Source organism: Streptomyces sp. NPDC040610 (assembly GCF_055594065.1).
Genome location: NZ_JBVIXA010000003.1, coordinates 320,792 through 340,831, shown reverse-complemented (window position 1 = coordinate 340,831; position 20,040 = coordinate 320,792). Strand labels below are relative to the sequence as shown.

At 72.6% G+C, this 20,040-nt stretch carries 20 protein-coding genes; 13 read left to right on the top strand and 7 right to left on the bottom strand.

The features are described 5' to 3' along the window. The first annotated feature begins 251 nt into the window (after positions 1-251). The gene (locus ACZ6AA_RS14175; RefSeq protein WP_471458472.1) at positions 252-1,145 is read left to right on the top strand and encodes a DUF4394 domain-containing protein; all 894 of its coding nucleotides are present in this window, start codon (positions 252-254) and stop codon (positions 1,143-1,145) included. 23 nt (positions 1,146-1,168) lie between these two features. On the opposite strand, the gene ACZ6AA_RS14170 is transcribed toward ACZ6AA_RS14175, so the two are convergent. The 3 genes from ACZ6AA_RS14170 to ACZ6AA_RS14160 form a co-directional block, all read right to left on the bottom strand. Beyond that, positions 1,169-2,440 carry a vWA domain-containing protein gene (locus tag ACZ6AA_RS14170; RefSeq protein WP_468454243.1) on the bottom strand — a complete coding sequence of 424 codons (1,272 nt, stop codon included), beginning with the start codon at positions 2,438-2,440 and terminating at the stop codon, positions 1,169-1,171. Next, complete coding sequence (locus ACZ6AA_RS14165; RefSeq protein ID WP_471458136.1) at positions 2,437-3,699, bottom strand: AAA family ATPase; 1,263 nt, start codon at positions 3,697-3,699, stop codon at positions 2,437-2,439. Before ACZ6AA_RS14165 ends, ACZ6AA_RS14170 begins: the two co-directional genes overlap by 4 nt. Positions 3,700-3,792: 93 nt before the next feature. Beyond that, on the bottom strand, positions 3,793-5,520 hold the full coding sequence (locus ACZ6AA_RS14160) for a hypothetical protein (RefSeq protein WP_471458134.1): 1,728 nt from the start codon (positions 5,518-5,520) through the stop codon (positions 3,793-3,795). 233 nt (positions 5,521-5,753) lie between these two features. On the opposite strand from ACZ6AA_RS14160, the gene ACZ6AA_RS14155 reads away from it, so the two are divergent. From ACZ6AA_RS14155 to ACZ6AA_RS14140, 4 genes are all read left to right on the top strand, one after another. Beyond that, positions 5,754-6,311, top strand: coding sequence for a tellurite resistance TerB family protein (locus ACZ6AA_RS14155; protein WP_468454237.1), 558 nt, complete (start codon positions 5,754-5,756; stop codon positions 6,309-6,311). A 243-nt stretch (positions 6,312-6,554) separates the two neighbouring features. After that, a complete protein-coding gene (locus ACZ6AA_RS14150) occupies positions 6,555-6,758 on the top strand; it encodes a cold-shock protein (RefSeq protein ID WP_030362120.1) in 204 nt (67 codons plus the stop codon). Positions 6,759-6,996: 238 nt separating this feature from the next. Beyond that, positions 6,997-8,484, top strand: coding sequence for a DEAD/DEAH box helicase (locus tag ACZ6AA_RS14145; protein ID WP_468454235.1), 1,488 nt, complete (start codon positions 6,997-6,999; stop codon positions 8,482-8,484). 170 nt (positions 8,485-8,654) lie between these two features. Continuing rightward, positions 8,655-8,984, top strand: a complete 330-nt coding sequence (locus tag ACZ6AA_RS14140; protein ID WP_468454233.1) for an SCO5918 family protein — start codon at positions 8,655-8,657, stop codon at positions 8,982-8,984. Positions 8,985-9,077: 93 nt separating this feature from the next. Here ACZ6AA_RS14140 and ACZ6AA_RS14135 read toward each other — a convergent pair whose 3' ends face one another. Beyond that, on the bottom strand, positions 9,078-9,467 hold the full coding sequence (locus ACZ6AA_RS14135; protein ID WP_468481615.1) for a hypothetical protein: 390 nt from the start codon (positions 9,465-9,467) through the stop codon (positions 9,078-9,080). A 175-nt stretch (positions 9,468-9,642) separates the two neighbouring features. Here ACZ6AA_RS14135 and ACZ6AA_RS14130 point away from each other — a divergent pair, with 175 nt between their 5' ends. Beyond that, on the top strand, positions 9,643-10,041 hold the full coding sequence (locus ACZ6AA_RS14130; protein WP_471458132.1) for a helix-turn-helix domain-containing protein: 399 nt from the start codon (positions 9,643-9,645) through the stop codon (positions 10,039-10,041). 5 nt (positions 10,042-10,046) lie between these two features. Here ACZ6AA_RS14130 and ACZ6AA_RS14125 read toward each other — a convergent pair whose 3' ends face one another. After that, positions 10,047-10,442, bottom strand: coding sequence for a DUF5994 family protein (locus ACZ6AA_RS14125; RefSeq protein WP_471458131.1), 396 nt, complete (start codon positions 10,440-10,442; stop codon positions 10,047-10,049). A 545-nt stretch (positions 10,443-10,987) separates the two neighbouring features. On the opposite strand from ACZ6AA_RS14125, the gene ACZ6AA_RS14120 reads away from it, so the two are divergent. The 3 genes from ACZ6AA_RS14120 to ACZ6AA_RS14110 all read left to right on the top strand — a co-directional run bounded on the left by ACZ6AA_RS14120 (position 10,988) and on the right by ACZ6AA_RS14110 (position 13,048). Beyond that, on the top strand, positions 10,988-11,374 hold the full coding sequence (locus ACZ6AA_RS14120; protein WP_468454225.1) for an STAS domain-containing protein: 387 nt from the start codon (positions 10,988-10,990) through the stop codon (positions 11,372-11,374). A 94-nt stretch (positions 11,375-11,468) separates the two neighbouring features. Beyond that, positions 11,469-12,236 (top strand): ANTAR domain-containing protein, encoded by a 768-nt coding sequence (locus ACZ6AA_RS14115; RefSeq protein ID WP_468454223.1) that lies wholly within the window; start codon positions 11,469-11,471, stop codon positions 12,234-12,236. Then, positions 12,233-13,048, top strand: coding sequence for a GAF domain-containing protein (locus ACZ6AA_RS14110; RefSeq protein WP_471458130.1), 816 nt, complete (start codon positions 12,233-12,235; stop codon positions 13,046-13,048). Before ACZ6AA_RS14115 ends, ACZ6AA_RS14110 begins: the two co-directional genes overlap by 4 nt. On the opposite strand, the gene ACZ6AA_RS14105 is transcribed toward ACZ6AA_RS14110, so the two are convergent. Next, the gene (locus ACZ6AA_RS14105; RefSeq protein ID WP_468454219.1) at positions 13,045-13,659 is read right to left on the bottom strand and encodes a TetR/AcrR family transcriptional regulator; all 615 of its coding nucleotides are present in this window, start codon (positions 13,657-13,659) and stop codon (positions 13,045-13,047) included. The genes ACZ6AA_RS14110 and ACZ6AA_RS14105 overlap by 4 nt on opposite strands. Positions 13,660-13,747: 88 nt before the next feature. Here ACZ6AA_RS14105 and ACZ6AA_RS14100 point away from each other — a divergent pair, with 88 nt between their 5' ends. The 3 genes from ACZ6AA_RS14100 to ACZ6AA_RS14090 all read left to right on the top strand — a co-directional run bounded on the left by ACZ6AA_RS14100 (position 13,748) and on the right by ACZ6AA_RS14090 (position 17,876). Next, positions 13,748-15,358: an outer membrane protein assembly factor BamB family protein gene (locus ACZ6AA_RS14100; RefSeq protein ID WP_471458129.1), complete on the top strand. Its 1,611-nt coding sequence runs from the start codon at positions 13,748-13,750 to the stop codon at positions 15,356-15,358. Between the two features lie 81 nt (positions 15,359-15,439). Continuing rightward, positions 15,440-17,068: an outer membrane protein assembly factor BamB family protein gene (locus ACZ6AA_RS14095; RefSeq protein ID WP_471458127.1), complete on the top strand. Its 1,629-nt coding sequence runs from the start codon at positions 15,440-15,442 to the stop codon at positions 17,066-17,068. Between the two features lie 88 nt (positions 17,069-17,156). Then, a complete protein-coding gene (locus ACZ6AA_RS14090; RefSeq protein ID WP_471458125.1) occupies positions 17,157-17,876 on the top strand; it encodes a hypothetical protein in 720 nt (239 codons plus the stop codon). 2 nt (positions 17,877-17,878) lie between these two features. On the opposite strand, the gene ACZ6AA_RS14085 is transcribed toward ACZ6AA_RS14090, so the two are convergent. After that, positions 17,879-19,372, bottom strand: coding sequence for an MFS transporter (locus ACZ6AA_RS14085; protein ID WP_468454211.1), 1,494 nt, complete (start codon positions 19,370-19,372; stop codon positions 17,879-17,881). Between the two features lie 131 nt (positions 19,373-19,503). On the opposite strand from ACZ6AA_RS14085, the gene ACZ6AA_RS14080 reads away from it, so the two are divergent. Beyond that, positions 19,504-19,989 carry a MarR family winged helix-turn-helix transcriptional regulator gene (locus ACZ6AA_RS14080; protein WP_468454209.1) on the top strand — a complete coding sequence of 162 codons (486 nt, stop codon included), beginning with the start codon at positions 19,504-19,506 and terminating at the stop codon, positions 19,987-19,989. Positions 19,990-20,040 lie beyond the last annotated feature (51 nt).

Here is a 20,040-nt window from a genome sequence, read left to right as displayed (position 1 = left end):
ATTGCATGGCGCCCCGGGGTGCGCATTTGTCATGGTGCGCAAAGTTGCCGGGCGGCGGCGGGCAGATTGCTTTCTTTGGTTGTGACCCCCCGGCGCGACGGGCTTAATAGGGGATCCGGAAATACCACCGCCATATTCACGCCCGTCCGGACTTCTTCACTCGGGAGGAAATCGTGAGACGTGATCCCAGAACCAGGACTCCCAGTACCGGGACGACGGAGAGGACACACGGGTCCAGGAACGTCAAGCGGATCGTGGCCGCCCTCTCCGCGTCGGCCGCCTGCGCCGCCCTCCTGGTCGCCGCGCCGGGCGCCAGCTCGGCCACCGACCCGGCAGCCGGCACCAAAGCCGCCGCCACCACCAAGACCCCCGCCGCCACCCCGAGCCTCCGCGCCTACGGCATCCTCGTCAACGGCACCCGCATGGCCACGTTCACCACCGACAAGCCCGGCCAACTCGACTGGGTCAAGATCATCAAGGGACTCAAGGGGGACACAAGGTTGATCGGCATCGACTACCGGGTGCAGAACGGGCTGATGTACGGCGTCGGCGACCAGGGCGGGATCTACACGATCAAGACCCCGCCGGACGTCCCGGACGTCGAGGTCACCAAGGTGTCCCAGCTGCAGATCGCCCTGTACGGAACGAAGTTCGGCGTCGACTTCAACCCCGCCGCCGACCGGCTCCGCGTCATCAGCGACAACGCGCAGAACCTGCGGCACAACCTCGGCAACGGCACCACGGAGGAGGACGGCATCCTCACCGCCCCGCCGAGCCCCTCGCCCGTCCGGGGCGTCACCGCCGCCGCGTACACCAACAACGATCTCAACGGCGCCACCGCGACAACCCTGTTCGACATCAACACCACGTCCGACCAGGTAGTCATCCAGTCTCCCGCCAACAACGGCACCCTGGCCCCGACCGGATCCCTGACCCTCGACGCGGGCGCGGATTCCGGTCTGGACATCTTCAGTTATCTGACGGGCGGCAAGACCACCTCGAATATCGCCTTCGCGTCCCTCCACCCGTACGGGGCGGAGACTCCGTCCCTCTACAGCGTGAATGTCTTCACCGGTGAGGCGACCGCCATCGATCAATTCCCGCTGGATGTCACCGATGTGGCGATCAAACTCGGCGGCAGCTGAGGGGACATTCGGGTGAGCGCCCGCTATCCGATCTCCACCACCCGCGCCCACTCCGGTGGCGTGTCCGGTACGTAGTCGGGGTCGCTCTCGTCCCGCGTCGAGGTGTCGCGGCGGTGGCGGGGGAACAGGCCGACCACCGTCCGGCACGGCGGCTGCGAACTCGGCCACGGCGTCTGGCCGTCGGTGAGTGCCACGACGACGTCCGGCCGTGGCCGGGTCCGCAGCGCCCGCTCGAAGCCGGTGCGCAGGTCCGTGCCCCCGCCGCCGATCAGCGGGATGCCCTCGCCCGTGCACAGCGGGTGGACGATACGGGCCGACGCGTCGCAGGGCAGTACGGAGACGAGGTCGCGGCGGCCGCCCACGGCGCGGGCGATCGCCGCGACCTCCAGCAGCGCGCTGCCCAGTTCGGCGTCGCTGACCGAACCCGACGTGTCGACGACCACCGCGACCCGCGGCGGTCTGCGCCGCAGGCTGGGCAGCACCACGCCGGGCAGCCCGGCCGACCGCCGCGCCGGACGCCCGTACGTGTAGTCCTCGCCCGCCCCCGGCCCGGACACGGCCGAGCGCACCGCCGCCCCCAGCAACTCCCGCCACGGCTGCGGCGGATGGAACACCTCCTCGGCCCACCGCTGCCACCCCTTCGGGGCCTTGCCCGGACGCCCGCTCAGCCCCTGCGCCACCCGGAACCGCACCGCGTCCCGCTCCTGCGCGCTCAGGCCGTGGGCGCCCTCCGGGCCGAGGTCCCAGTCCCGTTCCCTGCCGTCGGCGCCGCTGCCGCAGTCCAGCCAGGACAGGTCCGCGGTGCGCGGCCCGAGCCGGAACTGCCGCAGGTAGTCCTCCATCAGCTCGCCCGGCGGCAGCGCGAGGGTCCCCGGCCGCACGGCCCCTTCGGGCCGGACCAGCCCGTCCCCGTACACGTCGTCGTTGATCTCGCAGTCCGCCGCGATGTTCATCCGCAGCCTGTCCCCCGCGCCCGTGAGGCCCCGCTCCCGCGCGACCCGGTCCCCGCGCCCGTGGTGGTCCCGCAGCAGGTGGGACACCTCGTGCACCCACACCCCGGCCAGCTCCGCGACCGGCGTCCGGGCCACGAAGTGCGGCGAGACGTAGCACCGCCAGTACCGGTCCACGGCCATCGTCGGCACGTCCCGCGACTCGACGGTGTGCAGGGCGAACAGCGCCGTCGCCAGGTACGGGCGCACGCGGGCCGCGTGCAGACGGGCGGCGAAGAGTTTGTCGCGGTCCAGGGGCAGGGGGGCGTGGGGTGCGCCGGGTGGGTTCGGTGCGGTCGCCGTCATCGTGCCGCCCCCGTCCCCGCTGTCGCCTTCGTCCGCGCACCCTGCCGGTCCGCACGCTGCGACAGCGACACCGCCCCGGCCAGGCGCTCGATCGACTCCGGTACGTCCCAGTCGTCCCGCCGGAGCGACGCCAGCGTGGTCGCGGGCACGACGACCAGGTCCGGGGCGCCGGTCTCCAGGGCACGGACGAGCAGCGCCCAGGCCGCGTCCCAGCGGGACCGGTCCGGGCGGTTGCGGACCGTGGCCACCACGCCGTCGAGTGCGGCCTGGCGCAGGTCGCCGCGCTCGGGCAGCTCGGCGGCGGCCGGGTCGGCGAGCAGCAGCTCGGGGTCGGGGAGGTCCATCCGGTCGATCCCGGCGAGGAGTTCGAGGCCGGGGCCGTCCCCCACCGTGCCTCTGGCCAGCAGGGAGAGGACCTCCCGCGACGAGCCCGCCGCGGTGGCGAACGCGATCAGGCGCAGGGTCATCTCCCAGCTCCGTGGCGAGGGCCAAGGGCCGCCCCAGCGTGTCTCGTTGCCGGGCAGGCGGTGAACGAGGGCGGGGCGCGCGGCCAGCAGTTCGCACACCACGCGCCGGGCGAACTCCACGGCCTCCGGCAGCTTCCCGGGGTCGAGCCGGGGCAGGGTCGCCCGGGGCCAGGTCCCGCCGAGTCCGCGTACGACGACCTCGTGGTCGTGCGTCCACTGCAGATGCACGAACCGGTTGGCCAGGGGCGGGCTCAGCTCCCAGCCGTCGGCCGCCGACGACCGGGGGTTGGCGGCGGCCACGATCCGTACGTCCGGGGGGAGTCGGAGGGCGCCGACGCGGCGCTCCAGGACGAGCCGGAGCAGGGCGGCCTGCACGGCCGGGGGCGCGGTGGACAGCTCGTCGAGGAACAGCAGGCCCCGGCCCGCCTTCACCAGGCGCACGGCCCAGTCCGGCGGGGCCATCGGGACGCCCTGTTCCGCCGGGTCGTCCCCGACGACCGGCAGCCCCGAGAAGTCCGACGGCTCGTGCACGCTGGCGATCACCGTGGTCAGCGGAAGCCCCAGGGACGCGGCGAGCTGGGTCAGGGCGGCGGTCTTGCCGATCCCCGGCTCCCCCCACAGGAGCACGGGCAGGTCGGCGGCCACGGCCAGCGTCAGGGCCTCCAGCTGGATGTCGGGGCGTGGCTCGGTGGAGGTGTCGCGGAGGAGGGCCAGGAGGTCATCGGCTACGAGGAGTTGGGCGGCGGAATCGGAGGAATCGGAGGAATCGGAGGTGGGTGTGCGTGTGGGCATGTGTGGTCACCTTTGGGGTTGTGCGCGGCCGCGTGGGGCCGACGGCAAGCGAAAGGGGAAGGGGAGTGAGGGGTACGAGGAGGAAGGGGCGCGCTAGTACGCGGAGTTGGGGCGCGGCTGCGCGTGGCGGTCGCGGGCTCGGCCGCGTCCGGGGCGGACCCGCGCCCCGCCGCCGCCTCCACCCCTGGCGCCCGCGCCCAGCAGCCCCGCCCGGAAGAGCCCGTACGTGATCCGCCGCGCCGCCGCGGCCTCCAGCTCGTCCCGCAGCGGCCCTTCGCGCAGGACCGCGTCGGGGCCGAGGAGACCTTCGACGACGGCCAGCGCGCCGGCGATGTCGCCGTGGTCGAGGCGTTCGCGGACGCCGGTGAGGCAGTCCGGGCGGCGGTGGGCCTCGTCGATGGCGCGCAGGCACGGGAGCGGGGGGCCGCCCAGGGCGACCAGGAGTTCCTCGCGCCGGACCTCGGCCGGGTCGTGGTCGAGGGCGGCGAGCGCCCCGTCGACGAGTCCGATCCGGTGCCGGGCGCCCCGGCAGTCCACGACGCGCGGCTCGCCCGGCCGGTCGGGGGTGCGGGTCGGCCGTGTCGGCGGGCGGTCCGGTACGAGCGCGGAGGCGACGAGCGGGTGCAGCCGGTCGATGTCGAGGGCGCCGGTGCGCAGCAGTTCGAGGTCGGGCAGGACCCAGGTGGCGGCGTCGGGCAGGACGGGCGGGACGACGCTGCCCCGATCACGGCCGTCGCCACGGCCTCCTTCAGCCCGACCGTCGCCCCGGCCCTCAGCCCCGCCGCCGGAACGCCCCTCAGGCCGCCCACCGGAACGCCCCTCGCCCCGACCACCGGAGCGACCACTGCCGCCCGCGACGCCCACGACCTCCACCCCACCCGCCCCGTCCAACCGGAGCACCACCCGCCGCCCAGACCCCACCCACACGGCGAAGACCCCGTCGGCCCGCCCCTCGGACCCCGCCTCGGCCGACCCGGGAGCCCGCCCGGGGCCCCACCCTTCGGCCCGCAGCAGGATCTCCCCCTCGGCCGCCCAGCGGTCGACCGCGCAGGCGAGCCCGCCCGGCACCGCCGACAGCAGTTCCGGGTCCCTGCGGAAGAGGGCGTCGTCGGCCCCGGCCACGGCGGGTGGCTGGTCGACTCCGGAGCGTACGCGCAGCTCACCGGCCCTGCGGGCGTCCCACAGGTGGCGGTGCAGGTCGAGCCGGAAGCGTCGGCTGGGGTGCGGATGGGGGTGCGGGTACGGCCGTGCACGCGGGTACGGGGACAGGGGCGAGGGCGGGTCCTGGTGGCCGTGGACGCCGGGACTGGCGCGGGACCCGTCCCACAGTGCGAGGCTGATCCGCTGGCCCGCGTCCGCCCACGCGGGCGGCGTACGGACCACCAGGTGCACCGGACGCGGGGCGCCCGCGCCGCCGCGCGCCCCCGTGTCGTGCCGGGGCGCCCCCGAGCCGTACTCGGACTCCCCCGTGTCGTACCGGGCGAGCACGACCGTCAGCCCCGGCCGGAGCAGCCCGTCGGGGGCGATCCTCGGCAGGTGCCAGCGCAGCAGGTCGGGCGCGAGGTGGCGGAGGTCGTCGCGGACACGGGCGGCGAGTTCGCGGCCGTGCGTGCGGGTCAGGGAGCGCGGGCTCAGGTCCACGTCGACGCCCGCGGCGGCGCACGCCCCGGCCCAGTCACCGGCGTGGCGGCGGGCGGTCGCGGTCTCGATCATGGCGGGCGGCACGGCGAACTCGCGTACGCGCGGCCAGAAGGACGGGCGCCCGTCGGAGGGGCGCCGGAAGGAAGGACGGGTGTGCCCGTTCGCGAGGTCGGTGAGCATCAGCACTCACCTTGCGCGGACGGGTCCCCCAATCTGTCAACAGAGTGAGTCGTCATCGCGAGGGATGGTACGACCACACACGGCGCTGTGTCAGGTGTTTTTCCTGAGCTGTACCGAGTCCTGGTCCGCCCTGTACTGAGTCTGGAACTTCGGGGAACGTGGGGGCGTTGGCAGAAGGACGCGCGGAACGCGCGCTCACGAGCGGTTACATGGCAGAAGTTGAGGTGGCACGGATGGCTATGTGGGACAAGCTCAAGGAGCAGGCCAAGGGTCTGCAGCAGGCGCAGGGTTCGCGCTCGGGCAGCTCGGGCGGGCACGGGCACGGTCGGCCCGGCGGGTCCTCCGGCGGCTCGAAGGCGCAGCTGATCAGCGCGCTCAAGTCCCAGCTCACGTCCCTGAAGACGGAGTTGAAGAGCGGTTCGTACCGCGACGCGAGCATGGCCATGTGCGCCCTGGTCGCGGCCGCCGACGGCCAGGTCGACCCGGCCGAGCGGCAGCACGTGGAGTCGCTGATCCTGCAGAACGACGTGCTGCAGAACTTCCCGCCGGAGCAGCTGCGCCAGCGGTTCAACAAGCACGTGGACCAGCTGGCGTTCAACTTCCAGCAGGGCAAGACGGAGGTCCTCCAGGAGATCGCCAAGGCGGCCAAGAAGCAGACGGAGGCGCGGGCGGTCGTGCAGACCGGCCTGGTCGTCGCGGGCGCGGACGGCTATGTCGCCCCGGCCGAGGAGCAGGTCCTGCGCGAGGCGTGCGCCGCACTCGGCCTGTCCCCGCAGGAGTTCGGCCTCTGAGATCTCGGCGGGACAATATCTGTCGTGGCGAGATGAGGAATTGCGGCGAGGCGCACTGAGGGTTCCTCGCGCGACAGCCGGAGCAATTTCCTTTTTCACCCTCACGCGATCCTGCCGTGCTACTGTCGATCTCAGTTGCAGTTGTGGTTCCCGAAAACGGTTCATTTTTTCCGACGGGGCACATCACGGCGACACGGGGTCCGCACAGGGCGGACTCCGAGCACCGCCCCGAAGGAGAAGAAAATGGCTGCTGGTACGGTCAAGTGGTTCAACGCGGAAAAGGGCTTCGGCTTCATCGAGCAGGACGGCGGCGGCCCGGACGTCTTCGCCCACTACTCGAACATCGCCACCCAGGGCTTCCGTGAGCTGCTCGAGGGCCAGAAGGTGACGTTCGACATCGCGCAGGGCCAGAAGGGCCCGACGGCGGAGAACATCGTCCCCGCCTGACGCAGCGGATACACGCACTTCGCAGCTGGGGCCCGCACCTTGGGGTGCGGGCCCCAGCTCGCTGCGTTTCCGGACGCCCACCGCGTCCGCCGTATTCCACGGCAGCGCCACAGGGCGCATTTCTCGCGGGAATTGTCCCGCCACTCTTGGCTCGTTCTTGCGATTCTCTGCGCCGCCCCTTGTGCTGCGGGAATTCCTTGATACCTGCCGATACGTGCCACATCAAGGAAGGTTCCGCATGAACCGCACACGCAATGGCGATCGCTACACCCGTACCCGAACCGGCGGTTCTGGCCGCCCGAATTCCGGCGGCCGCACCGGCTCGGGACGACCGAATTCCGCGGGCCGCGCCGGCGGCCCGTCCCGCCCGAACGGCCACGCCCGGCACCGCACCGCGCTCCAGGGCGAGTTCGCCCCGCCGAAGACGATCACCCCCGCGCTGCCCGCCGTCGAGGCGTTCGCCGACCTGGACATGCCCACGGAGCTCCTCACCGCCCTCGGCCGGGAAGGCGTCACCGTGCCGTTCCCGATCCAGGCGGCGACCCTGCCGAACACCCTCGCGGGCCGCGACGCGCTCGGCCGCGGCCGCACCGGCTCCGGCAAGACCCTCGCGTTCGGCCTGGCCCTGCTCGCCCGCACGGCGGGCCGTCGTGCCGAGCCCCGGCAGCCGCTCGGACTCGTCCTCGTACCCACCCGTGAACTCGCTCAGCAGGTCACCGACGCGCTCACGCCCTACGCCCGCTCGCTGCGGCTGCGCCTGGCCACCGTCGTCGGCGGGATGCCGATCGGACGCCAGGCGAGCGCGCTGCGCGGCGGCTCGGAGATCGTCGTGGCCACTCCCGGGCGCCTGAAGGACCTCATCGACCGGGGCGACTGCCGTCTGGACCAGGTCGACGTGACCGTCCTCGACGAGGCCGACCAGATGGCCGACATGGGCTTCATGCCGCAGGTCACGGCGCTGCTCGACCAGGTGCGGCCCGGCGGGCAGCGGATGCTGTTCTCCGCCACCCTGGACCGCAATGTCGACCTGCTCGTCCGGCGCTATCTGAACGACCCGGTGGTGCACTCCGTCGACCCGTCCGCGGGGGCGGTGACCACGATGGTCCACCACGTCCTGCACGTGCGCGCCGCCGACAAGCACCAGGCGACCACCGAGATCGCGGCCAGGGACGGCCGGGTGATCATGTTCCTGGACACCAAGCACGCGGTGGACCTGCTGACCAAGCACCTGCTGAGCAGCGGTGTCCGCGCCGCAGCGCTGCACGGCGGAAAGTCCCAGCCGCAGCGCACCCGGACCCTCGCCCAGTTCAAGGACGGGCATGTGTCGGTGCTCGTCGCCACCAACGTGGCGGCGCGCGGCATCCACGTCGACCAGCTCGACCTGGTCGTGAACGTGGACCCGCCCACCGACCCCAAGGACTATCTGCACCGCGGCGGCCGCACGGCCCGCGCCGGGGAGTCCGGCAGCGTCGTCACCCTGGTGACCCCCAGCCAGCGGCGCGCGATGAGCCGTCTGATGGCGTCCGCGGGCGTCACCGCGCAGACCACAGAAGTGCGCTCGGGCGAAGCCGAGTTGAGCCGCATCACCGGAGCTCAGGCGCCGTCCGGGATCCCGGTCGTGATCCGCGCGCCCGCCCCGGAGCGACCCCGCCGCAGCGCCTCCTCCTCGCCCCGGGGACGTCGCGGTCGCGGCGGGCGGAGCCGGTCCGCCACCCCGAGGGCCTAGGGTCGGCCCACCGGACAGGCCCTAGAGTCTCCTCAGGGCCCCGTGGCCCGGCGGACCCGCGGCCACGCCCGGGCCGCCCGGCCCCCGCGCCACCCGGCCCCGTCTGGACCGCTCAGCCCGCTCAGCCCGTAGCCCCGCTCAGCCCCTTCTCTCCCCGTCTGTGAGGCATCATGCGCTGCGTCATTGCCAGGTTCCCGTTCGACCTCTCCAAGAGCGAAGTGCTGGCCACGATGAAGGACGTCGAGCCCGAGCCGGTCACCGGTGGCGAGTACGTGATCATCGGCCGCCGCAACTACCCCGCCAAGCAGGTCGGCGCCGTCATCACCCGCCAGGACCGCCGCGACTTCACCAGCGGCGAGGTCACCCGCGCCATGACCCGACTCGGCTTCACCTGCCGCAGCGCCCAGGAGCCCGCGCCCCAGCAGCCCCTCGCCCCCGTACAGAACGCCTCGGCGCTGCTCGGCGGCCCCGTCCCCGGCCCCGCCACGCTGGAGCCGTAGGGCGCCCCGGAGCCGTAAGGCACCGCACACAGGTCCGAAAACCGTGAAGGGCCCCGCCGAGACGAGTCGGCGGGGCCCTTCACGCATGCGTGTTCACTGGTCGGAGTAGCTGAAGTCACCCACGGTCCAGGCGCTGACGTCCTTGATCGCGACCCGGTACATGCCCCCGGTATCGGGGATCCCCACGCTGCCCTGGAGGATCCGGGCGAGGTGGAAGTGGAGATGCGTGGGCGCGCCGCCGCCGTCGTCCGTGTCCGGTGCGGACCGGACCGGCGTGCTGTGACCGGCGAAGACGTCGGAGAACGGGCCGAGGCGGTCCGAGTCCTTCAGGACCTCGGAGACCCGCTGCCTCCACACGCTCTCGGGAGCGAGGCGGCCGGTGAGCACGGCGCCGGCGACGACTACGGTAAGCGACATCTGGTTGCTCTGCTCCGACTCGACCATGGCGGAGATGTTGACGAGCAGCTCGTCAGTGTTCGACATGACAGCGGATTCTATTCAGCGGCCGGTCCCCGCCCCACCCCGCGTACGGCCCCGACCGGGGGCGGAATCGGAAAGTCGCCAGGGCGGCGGAGGCGACGCATGGTGTTGAATTCGTTCGGGGCCCCGGGTGCCGTACGGCATCGGGGCCCCTCGACGCGTTGCACAACGAGGTGACATGACAGCAGATATCCCCCTCAGTGGTCGTCTGGACGACGACGACTACCCCGCCTACACGATGGGCCGAGCAGCGGAGATGCTCGGCACCACCCCGGGCTTCCTCCGGGCCATCGGCGAGGCCCGCCTGATCACCCCGCTCCGCTCCGAGGGCGGCCACCGGCGCTACTCCCGCTACCAGCTGCGCATCGCCGCCCGCGCCCGTGAACTCGTCGACAAGGGCACCCCCATCGAAGCCGCGTGCCGCATCGTCATCCTTGAGGACCAACTTGAGGAGGCCCAGCGGATCAACGCGGAGTACCGCAGGGCGGCGAGCGAAGCAGCCGACGCCCGGACTTCCGGCGCCGAGTCCGAATCCAGGCCGGACACCGACACCGACACCGGCCCCGGCCACCGCTGAGCCGCTCAGCACGCCTGCGCCGCCACCGCCGCCATCAGGCGCTCGGCGTCGGACCCGGCCACCTCCGGCGGGACCACGAGCAGGTCCCTGCGGCCCCGGCCGGAGCTGAGCAGGCAGATCGTGTGCCGGTTGCGGGCGCCCGGCTCCCTGCGCAGCTGTACGAGATGGCCGGCGATGAGCAGCCGCCGGGGGGACGGCGACCACACGTCCTCGTGCACGCTGGCGGCGTCGACCTGCCCCCACGCCGGTGGCAACACACCGAGGAGCAGAGGCAGTTCGACCATCAGGTCGCGGGATCGGGGCCACCACGCCCCGTCGACGCGGCGGGGCGAAAAGTCGTGCGGAGCCAGCCGGAGACGGACCACGGGCTGGGCGGGCAGGCGCTGAAGGACGGTGGACATGAGCGGGCGACTCCTGTCTTGGGGGCCCGCCGAACCATGCGGCGGGCGGGGTCCTCGGCCTCGGTAAGGGGCCGTGCGGCCGGGGTCCAGGGCCGTCCTCGTGCGGGGGGGGGCGCGGAGCATCGGGAGAACGAGGCCGGTCCGGTCACCGGCGTGCGAAGTGCCCTCGGTGTGCCCACCGTACTCGCCCAGGGGGAAAAAGGGCTTTGCGGCAGCGGACTTCACCGGAGCCACGCGCCGCGGACCTCTAAGGAACCCTGCGACCCCCCTGCCGCCCCCTGCGGCCCCCTCCGGAACCCGCGGCATCCGCGGCACCCCCGCTCCCCCGGTCAGCGACCGCCCCCGAACCACCAGAACGCGTCACGCGCGGCACCCGCACCGACGCCCAACGCGCACACCCGAAGCGGCCGGGACCCGCGCCGCCCCCGGCAGTACGCTGGTCGTACGGCCGCCCGTGACCCCGGCCCTCTCCGTGCAGTCCCACCCCGCGCAACAGAGGCCCTGCGCAAGGCGAAAGCACCCGGAAGGCAGAGGCGATGGGACCCATGGGCCCGTATCCCGACCTGTTCGAGGACTGCCAAGTCATCCACGCCAAAGGCGAGTTGGACCTGATCACCGTCCCGGACCTGGCCCGCGACCTGGACCGGGCGCGCGGCCTGAGGCCCGGCCACCCCTGGCTCATCGTCGACCTGAGCCAGGTGTCGTTCATGGACGGCAGCGTCCTCGCGCCCCTCTGCGCGACCTGGGAGGACTGCCGACGGCGGCTCGGCTGGCTCCGCCTCGTCCGCACCGGCCCCGGGACGGCGCTCGTGCTCCGGGCCAGCGGCCTCGTCGACCGGTTTCCCCGGTACGCGAGCGCACGGGACGCCTGGCGGGGCGTACCGGCCGACGAGGGCGAGCGGCGTCCCCCGGCAGCGGACCGGCCCGCGTGAGGCACGGCGGCGGCCGGTCGACGGACCGGCCGGGGGCGGCCTGCCCCGGCACGGTCCAACCCGGCACGGCCCGGCCATCGAGGAGCGGATTCCGGTGATCAGCGACGGCATGGCCGCCGTCCTGCGGTCGCTGCTCCGGTACGACGGCGTCGACCTCGCGCGGGCCTGCGCGCGGGCGCTGCGCGCCGACGGCGTGGCACTGTCGGCGCTCGTGGGCGCGGAGCGGATGGCGGAGCCGGTGTGGCACTACCCCGAAGTGAGCGCGCGGTTCGAGGAGTTGCAGTTCACACTCGGCGAGGGCCCGGGTCCTGACGCCGTCCGCGCCGGCTCCCCCGTCCTCGAACCCGACCTCGGCCGGGTGCGCCCCGACCGGTGGCCCGAACTGCTGCGGGGCGCGCAGGAGCTCGGCGTGCACGGCGTGTGCTGCTTCCCGCTGAGCGTCGGCGCCATCCGGGTGGGCGTACTCACCGTGCTGAGCGCCCCGGACCGGCGGCTCGGCGCCCAGCAGGCGATGGACGCCCGCGCCCTGGCCGCCGCGCTGACCGGCGCGCTCCTGAACGGGGACCGGCGCAGCGAGTGCAACGGCGGCGGTCCCGGACCCGGGCCCACGCGGCTCGCCGGACTGAACCGCCCGGCCGTGCACCAGGCCACCGGCATGATCAGCGTCCAGCTCGCGGTGTCCATGGAGGAGGCGCTGCTGCGGCTGCGGGCGCACGCCTACAGCAGCGGGCGGCCGCTCGGGGAGGTCTCGGCCGACGTGGTCGCCCGCAGGCTCCGTTTCGACGACGGTTACGACGGTTACGACGACGAGTTCGACGACGACGAGGACGGGCCGTGTTCGCCCGGCGGTGGAGAGGAATGATCGGTATGGCCCGCGAACGACGTCTTGCGGAGATCTTCGTGGAAGTCGCGGACTCCCTGGTCGAGGACTTCGACGTACTCGACCTGCTGCAGCGCCTGTCCACCCGCTGCGTCGAACTGCTCGACGTGTCGGCGGCCGGGATCCTGCTCGTGGACGCGCACGACGAGCTCCAGATCATCGCCGCCTCGGACGAACACGCCCGGCTCCTCGAGCTGTTCGCGCTCCAGCACGACCAGGGCCCCTGCGTGGAGTGCTACCACAGCGGGGCCGCCCGCACGAACATCGACCTGACGTCCCCGGAGGAGACGGCCCGCTGGCCCCACTTCGCCGTACGGGCCCGCGAGACGGGCTACTCCGTCACGCACGCGCTGCCGCTGCGCCTGCGCAACCGCGTCGTCGGCGCCCTCAACCTGTTCCAGGCCGCCCCGGGGCCGCTCACCGAGGACGACATCGCGCTCGCGCAGGCGCTCGCCGACGTGGCGACCATCGCGATCCTCCAGCAGCGCACGCTGGAGCAGTCGCACATCGAGAACAGCCAGTTGGAGGCCGCGCTGAGCAGCCGCATCCTGGTGGAGCAGGTCAAGGGGGTGCTCGCCGAGCGCTGGGACACTTCCGTCGACGACGCCTTCGCGGCCTTCCGCTCGTACGCGCGCGCCCATCGTCTGCGCCTGTCGGAGCTGGCGGGACGGATCATCGCGGACGGCTTCGACACGACCGCCATCCCGACGCCCGGACAGCCGACGGCGCCCGGACAGCCGACGGAGCCGGGACAGCCGGGACGCCACGCCGACCCGACGCCGGACAGGCCCTAGTCCGCCCGCAGCGCCTGATCCGCCCGCAGCGACCGCCAGATCCGGTCGGGAAGCACCCGGACCGCCTCGTCCAGATCCACCTCGTAGGTGCCGGACAGCCAGCGGTGGGCCGTCTCCGCGACCGGGCCGAGGAGCAGGACCTCGATCATCTGGTCGGGGAGCACGGCCACTTCGCGCGCGGCGACGCGGGCGTACATCCAGGAGGAGATGGCGGCGAACTTGGCCTCCTTGGCCGCCATCACCTCCTTGGCGTGGGCCGCGAGATAGCGGGAGTACGTGGAGGCGTGCAGGAAGGTGGCCACGTCGCGGTGGTCGCGGGTGAAGTCCAGATACGCCCTGACGAAGGCCTGGATGCCGGTGCGGGCCGTGCGGCAGCGGGTGACGGCGGCCACCACGGGGTCGCAGAGCTGGTCCTGGCAGCGGATGTAGAGCGCGGCGGCCAGACCGTCGAAGCTGCCGAAGTGGTGGTAGAGGCTGCCGAAGCTGACGCCGCTCGCCGCCGTGACCGCGTTGACCGTGAATCCCTGCTGTCCCGATGCCGCGTACACCCGCAGGGCCGTGTCCAGGAGCAGGTCGACCGTGGCCTCGCCACGCTGCTGCTTAGGCGCCATGCGGAACAGCGTAGTTCAGATCCAGCACCGAAAACTTTTTCTAGAAAAAGTCTCTAAAAACTCCGTTGGTTGGGACACACTCTCTGCCATGGTCAGTCATGAGCCCGAGCCGGGGCGTCCGCCGGCGCACCAGCCGGTCCCCGGCAACCCCTACGCCCAGCCGTTGCCGCAGCCGCCCGCTCAGCCTCCGTTCGGGCCCCCGTCCGGACAGCCGCCCACGAGTTCCCGCAAGCGCGCCCTCGTCGTCGGCGTCGGCGCCCTCGCCCTGGCGCTCGTGGGCACGGGCGTCTTCGTGCTCACGCGGGGAGACGGCGACGGGGACAAGGACGGTTCCCGTAAGCCCGTGGCGCAGGATTCGCGGAAGCCCACGCGGGACGACAGCGAGTCGCCGCCCGCGCGCGACGGCAGCGACGACGACGGCGGCAAGGGCACCGGGTCGGCCGGGCAGATCGACGTCAACGCCGGACGCAAGCCCGGTGACGCCAAGGCCTGGCTGGCCGTCAACGACGTGAAACTGCCGGGCAAGGGCGGCCAGTTGCTCGACCTGTGGCGCGTGGACGGCCTCGTCGCCCAGGCCGAGTACGACGAGGTCACCGCGTTCAAGAGCGACGGCGGCAAGAGGGCGTGGCGGGTCCGGCTGCCCGGCGAGATCTGCGACACCCCGGTGAACCCCTCGCCCGACGGCAAGGTCGTCGTCGTCTACACGACGAACGAGTCCGACATCGGGGCCAAGTGCAATCAGCTGCAGCTGATCGACCTGAAGACCGGGAAGAAGGGCTGGCACAAGCAGCTCACCGAGCACAGCACGCTGGACAGCACCATCGCCACGCACGTGGCGATCAGCGGCTCCACCGTCATGGTCGACCAGGACTCGACCGCGCACGCCTACCGGTTGCGGGACGGCAAGCGGATGTTCACGACCAAGCACCAGCGCGAGGGCGCCTGCTTCCTGCGCGGTGTCGCGGGCGGCGCCGGGCTGCTCCAGGTGCGCTCGTGCGCGGCGGGCTCGAACCTCGCCCACGGCAGGCTGCGCAAGATCGACCCCCGTACCGGCAAGGCCGAGTGGAACTACCGCAGCAAGAAGGGGTGGACCATCGACAAGGTGTACTCCGTCGCCCCCGTCGTCGTCGTCCTGCGCAGCCGCGCCGAGCCGGAGAAGTGGGCCGTCGCCGCCGTCGACAAGCGGGGCGAGCAGCGGTCCTGGATCGGCCTCGACCAGGACGAGTTCGAGCAGTGCACCGGGGCCGGGGACTCCGGCGAGGGCGTGCAGAACTGCGTCGGGGGCGTCGTCGCCCACGACACGCTGTACCTCGCGGGCAAGCCCAAGGACACCCTCGGGCCCAACAGGATCACCGCGTTCGACCTCGGCACGGGCAAGGCCAAGTGGTCCGCCGCCGCCGGGGGACGGCAGCTCCTGCCCGTCACCGTCAGCGACCGGGACGGGCCCGGGGTGATCGTGTACGCGCGGCCGTACCGGGACATGACCGGGCGCACCCTGCTGCTCCCGCCCGGCGGCGGCAAGCCGAAGGTGCTCCTGAAGCACACCGGCGCCGCGCAGAAGATCGAGGTCTTCATGTTCGCCGGGCACACGCTGTACTCCGACGGGCGACTGTTCGTCACGCCGACGCGCCTCGACGGCAGGAGCCACGGTTCCGCGGGCGAGGAGAAGAACGGGCGGATGCTCTCGTTCGGACCGTGACGCAGCCGTTCCCCCAGCAGTCCCCACAGCCGTTCCGGCCCCTGCCCGCACCGCCGTCCCCCCGCCGTTCCTGGAGTCACGATGACCAACCCACCCTCACCGCAGTCGCCGCCGCCCCAGCCGGGCGGATTCGGACCCCCGCCGCCCCAGCCGCCCTCGCAGGGGCCCCAGCCGGGCGGCTTCGGACCGCCGGTCGAGCCGCCGCCCGGCGGCTACGGGCAGCCCGGCGGATACTCCCAGCCCGGCGAATTCGGACCGCCCCAGCCGGTGACCGCGACGAACCCGTCACCGGGTGGGGGCGGGCGCTCCCGGGGCCGGGCGGCGATCATCGGTTCCGCCGTGCTCGCCATCGCGCTGATCGTCGGCGGCGGTGTCTGGTACGCCAGTCAGCAGGGCGACGACGACGGCTCCAAGGACAAGTCGGCGGGCAAGCCGCGGGCCGACGGCGCCGGACCCGCGTACGAGAAGCCGAAGGAGCGGGTCCCCGCCGACCCGAAGGCCTCCTTCAAGGGCGCGGCCGAGCAGCCCAAGCTGCCGAAGGGGGCGAGCACGTACCGGGTGAAGGGGTCCTGGCTCACCGACACGGTGTACGCGAAGGCGTCGGTCAAGCGGATCACCGGCCTGGACGCGGCCACCGGCAAGGACCTGTGGAAGCTGGACAAGCCCGGGATGTCCTGCGCGGGCTCCACCAACCTCGGCCACGACTCCATAGCCGTCGTCGTCACCCAGCCCGCGCCGAAGCCCGGGGACGACGAGAACGGCTACGCGCCCTGCACCGAGGTCATGGCGTTCGACGTCAACACGGGGGAGAAGCTCTGGACCAAGTCGGTCAGCATCGGCTACCAGAAGGAGAAGACGCAGTTCAACCAGGCCACGATCAGCGGCGACACCGTGGCGCTCTCCGGCATCTACGGCGGCGCGGCCTTCGACCTGCGCTCCGGCAAGCTCCTGTGGAAGCCGAAGCTGGGCGAGAAGTGCCGGGACGTCGGCTACGGCGGCGGCGACCGGCTCGTGGCGGTGCGCTCCTGCGGTGAGCTGAGCACGCCGAAGTTCACGGTCGAGCTGCTCGACCCGGTCACGGGCAAGCCCAAGTGGAGCTACAAGATGCCCGAGGGCGTCAAGTCCCCGAACGTCATCTCCACCTGGCCGGTGGTGGTCGGCACGGACTCCGGCGAGATCACCACGTCCGGTGCCTCGGACATCTTCTCCCTCGACGACCGCGGCAAGCTGCGGAAGAAGTTCGAGCTGCCGGACGGCCAGTACATGCACACCTGCGGCACGTCGTCGACCAACGAGGACTGCAAGGGCATCGTGGCCGGGAACGGCAAGCTGTACGTGGCGACGGCGCGGCGCGACGGCGAGAAGGAGTACACGACGACGAACGACATCGTGGTGTTCTCCCTGGCCACAGGGAAGACCACCGGGCAGCGCCTGAAGGGCGGCGACGAGGCCCCGGTCTTCCCCATCCGCATGGACGGCGGGAACCTCCTCGTCTACAAGAGCGCCCCGTTCGCCCGGGTCTACTCCGTGCACGGCCGCACGATGAAGCAGACCCTGCTGCTCGACGCCACCACCCGCCCGACCGCCCTGCCGCCGCTCATGTCGGAGCTGCACTACACCCACGGGAAGCTGTACCTCAGCACCGATCTGCTCTCCCGCCCGGTCTCGGACCGAAAGTCGATCATGATGATGGGATTCGTCGCGAAATAGCAAGCATGATCTAACCTGACCCCGACGGACATATGTGTGCGAAGTGCCGGGCGGTGCGACGCGGTGGGGGAAAGAGGACGGTCAGCCGATGCCGCGAGCTGTGCTGGCCGTCCGACGTCTCCGCGCCGCCCTGCGGGCCGAGTGGCAGTGCCTCTGCCTGGCCGCGTGGCGGGAGCTGCGGGGCCGCCGCGCGGCCGGGGTCTCCCTGGCCGTGACGGCGGCCCTCGCCATGATCTGCCTGCACGAACTCCAGCAGATCCCGTCGAGCGACCGCGTCGTGCGCCGGTTCAGCGAGGTCCGCGCCGACCAGCCGCTCTGGCAGTCCCTCCTGCGCACCCCGGTCTCCGTCCTGGTCCCGACCCGGGACCAGCCGGTCTGGGGCGGCCTCCCCCGCCTGCTCCTCTCCCTCGGCCTCGCCCAGCTCCTCATCGGCTGGAAACGCACCCTGCTCATCGCGTACGCGGCCACGCTGGCCGGCACCCTCAGCGCGCGGGTGATGGTGGCCATCGGGCCCGACCACTTCGCGGGAGTACCGGCCGCGTACGCCCACGACGTGGACACCGGCGCGTCGGCGGCCGTGGTGGGCCTCTTCACCTATCTGGCGGTGCGGCTGCGGGCGCCCGTCCTGTGCCTCCTGACCGTCGTGCCGACGGTGGTGGGCTCGATCCTGAAACCGAACCTGGCGGGCCGCGAACACCTGGTGGCGGTGACGCTCGTCCTCGTCCTGGCCCTGATCCAGGAGCACCGGCGCCCGAACGAGTTCCGCCGGGACCGCTCCCACCCGGACAGCGCCGCCCCGGCCGCCTGACGTCAGGCCGACCCGAGGTCCGAGGGGCCCGGCCGGGTCGGGCGCAGCACCGTCAGCGCCACCGCAAGGGCCGCCACCAGGAGGGCAGCTCCGACCGTGAAGGCCAGGTGGTAGCCGGAGGTCAGGGCTTCCGCGGGGGTGCCGCCCCCGGCCAGGGTCCGCTCCGTGCGGGAGGCGGCCAGGGTGGAGAGGACCGCCACGCCCAGGGCGCCGCCGATCTGCTGCGTGGTGTTGAACAGGCCCGAGGCCAGGCCCGCGTCGTCCTCGCGGGCGCCGGACATGCCGAGGGCGGTGAGGGCGGGCAGGGCCAGGCCGAAGCCCGCGGCGAGGAGCATGACGGGGAGGAGGTCGAGGGCGTACGAGGAGTGCACCGGGACCCGGGCCAGGAGGGCGAGCATCGCCACGAGCAGGAGCAGCCCCGCCAGCAGGACGTTGCGCTCGCCGAAGCGGGCGTTCAGGCGGGCCGAGACACCGAGGGAGACCACGCCGATGGCCACGGCCGCGGGGAGCATGGCGAGGCCGGTGGCCGAGGCTCCGTAGCCGCGTACGTTCTGGAGGTAGAGGGCCACCAGGACCTGGAAGGCGAACAGGGCCGCCACCATGAGGAGTTGGACCGCGTTGGCGCCCGTCACGTTGCGGGAGCGGAACATGCGGAGGGGCAGGAGGGGGGTGCGGGCGCGGGTCTGGCGGTGGGTGAACGCGCCGAGCAGGGCGAGGGCCAGGGCGCCGAGGCCGAGGGTGTGGGCGGAGAGCCAGCCGTGCGCCTCCACCTTGACGACGCCGTAGATCCCGGCCATCAGGCCCCCGGTGACCAGGAGCGCCCCGGTCACGTCCGCCCCTGCCCTGATGCCGAGGCCCCGGTCGGCGGGCAGCGCGGGCAGCGCGAGGAGCAGCGCGGCCAGGCCGATCGGCAGGTTGATGAAGAAGATCCAGTGCCAGCTCAGGGCGTCCGTCAGGACTCCGCCCAGGACCTGCCCGAGGGAGGCGCCCGCCGCGCCGGTGAAGCTGAACACCGCGATGGCCTTCGCCCGTTCCTTCGGCTCCGTGAACAGGGTCACGAGGATGCCCAGGCTCACCGCCGAGCTCATCGCGCCGCCGATGCCCTGGAGGAAGCGGGCCGCGATCAGGGTGGCCGGGTCGGCCGCGAGGCCCGCAAGGACCGAGGCCAGGGTGAAGACGCCGGTGCCCGCAAGGAACATCCGCTTGCGGCCGATCAGGTCGCCCAGGCGACCCGCGAGCAGGAGCAGGCTGCCGAACGCGATCAGGTACGCGTTCACCACCCAACTCAGGCCCGCCGACGTGAAGTTCAGGTCTTGCTGGATCGCGGGCATGGCGACCGTCACGATCGATCCGTCGAGGATGATCATCAGCATTCCGGTGGCGATGACGCCCAGGGCCAGGCGTTTCTGGCGGGCGGTGGGCGGGGGCTCCGTGACGGCCACGGGGGCGGGTGCAGGGGCGGACGCAGGGGCGGGTGCGGAAGCGGTGGCGGACATGGGCTCTCCCGTTGACGAAGGCGCGGCCCGGCGTGCGCCGGGGCCGTCCGATGTTCAGGACCGTAGCAGATAGTTTTGTTGCAGACTATCTATCTCGGGCCCATATCCGTCTCCTCGGCTACGCTGACGACATGACCGCCATGGCACCCGCCCGCACGGAACCGGACCTCTCCTTCCTGCTCGACCACACGAGCCACGTCCTGCGTACGCAGATGGCGGCGGCGCTCGGCGAGATCGGGCTCACGGCACGCATGCACTGCGTCCTGGTGCACGCCCTGGAGCAGGAGCGCACCCAGGCGCAGCTCGCCGAGATCGGGGACATGGACAAGACGACGATGGTCGTGACCGTGGACGCCCTGGAGGAGGCCGGGCTCGCCGAGCGGCGGCCGTCGAGCCAGGACCGGCGGGCCCGGATCATCGCGGTCACCGCCGCGGGCGCGAAGGTCGCCGCCCACAGCCAGCGGATCGTCGACCGGGTGCACGAGGAGGCCCTCGGCGCCCTCTCGGCGACGGACCGTACGGCCCTGCTGCGCGCCCTGAACCGGCTGGTCGACGGGCATCTGGCGACCCCGGCGGAGAGCCCGCGCCCGGCCCGCAGGGCGCGTCAGCGCGGGTAGTTCCTTAGGGCCCCGCACGGGTGTTCACGTACGGTGGCTGGACGCATCGTC

Excerpts from the sequence above, each read along its gene's own strand:
- ACZ6AA_RS14170 (WP_468454243.1), bottom strand. The coding sequence starts at position 2,440 with ATGACGGCGACCGCACCGAACCCACCCGGCGCACCCCACGCCCCCCTG.
- ACZ6AA_RS14165 (WP_471458136.1), bottom strand. The coding sequence starts at position 3,699 with ATGCCCACACGCACACCCACCTCCGATTCCTCCGATTCCTCCGATTCC.
- ACZ6AA_RS14160 (WP_471458134.1), bottom strand. The coding sequence starts at position 5,520 with ATGCTCACCGACCTCGCGAACGGGCACACCCGTCCTTCCTTCCGGCGC.
- ACZ6AA_RS14155 (WP_468454237.1), top strand. The coding sequence starts at position 5,754 with ATGGCTATGTGGGACAAGCTCAAGGAGCAGGCCAAGGGTCTGCAGCAG.
- ACZ6AA_RS14150 (WP_030362120.1), top strand. The coding sequence starts at position 6,555 with ATGGCTGCTGGTACGGTCAAGTGGTTCAACGCGGAAAAGGGCTTCGGC.
- ACZ6AA_RS14145 (WP_468454235.1), top strand. The coding sequence starts at position 6,997 with ATGAACCGCACACGCAATGGCGATCGCTACACCCGTACCCGAACCGGC.
- ACZ6AA_RS14140 (WP_468454233.1), top strand. The coding sequence starts at position 8,655 with ATGCGCTGCGTCATTGCCAGGTTCCCGTTCGACCTCTCCAAGAGCGAA.
- ACZ6AA_RS14135 (WP_468481615.1), bottom strand. The coding sequence starts at position 9,467 with ATGTCGAACACTGACGAGCTGCTCGTCAACATCTCCGCCATGGTCGAG.
- ACZ6AA_RS14130 (WP_471458132.1), top strand. The coding sequence starts at position 9,643 with ATGACAGCAGATATCCCCCTCAGTGGTCGTCTGGACGACGACGACTAC.
- ACZ6AA_RS14125 (WP_471458131.1), bottom strand. The coding sequence starts at position 10,442 with ATGTCCACCGTCCTTCAGCGCCTGCCCGCCCAGCCCGTGGTCCGTCTC.
- ACZ6AA_RS14120 (WP_468454225.1), top strand. The coding sequence starts at position 10,988 with ATGGGCCCGTATCCCGACCTGTTCGAGGACTGCCAAGTCATCCACGCC.
- ACZ6AA_RS14110 (WP_471458130.1), top strand. The coding sequence starts at position 12,233 with ATGATCGGTATGGCCCGCGAACGACGTCTTGCGGAGATCTTCGTGGAA.
- ACZ6AA_RS14105 (WP_468454219.1), bottom strand. The coding sequence starts at position 13,659 with ATGGCGCCTAAGCAGCAGCGTGGCGAGGCCACGGTCGACCTGCTCCTG.
- ACZ6AA_RS14100 (WP_471458129.1), top strand. The coding sequence starts at position 13,748 with ATGGTCAGTCATGAGCCCGAGCCGGGGCGTCCGCCGGCGCACCAGCCG.
- ACZ6AA_RS14095 (WP_471458127.1), top strand. The coding sequence starts at position 15,440 with ATGACCAACCCACCCTCACCGCAGTCGCCGCCGCCCCAGCCGGGCGGA.
- ACZ6AA_RS14090 (WP_471458125.1), top strand. The coding sequence starts at position 17,157 with ATGCCGCGAGCTGTGCTGGCCGTCCGACGTCTCCGCGCCGCCCTGCGG.
- ACZ6AA_RS14085 (WP_468454211.1), bottom strand. The coding sequence starts at position 19,372 with ATGTCCGCCACCGCTTCCGCACCCGCCCCTGCGTCCGCCCCTGCACCC.
- ACZ6AA_RS14080 (WP_468454209.1), top strand. The coding sequence starts at position 19,504 with ATGACCGCCATGGCACCCGCCCGCACGGAACCGGACCTCTCCTTCCTG.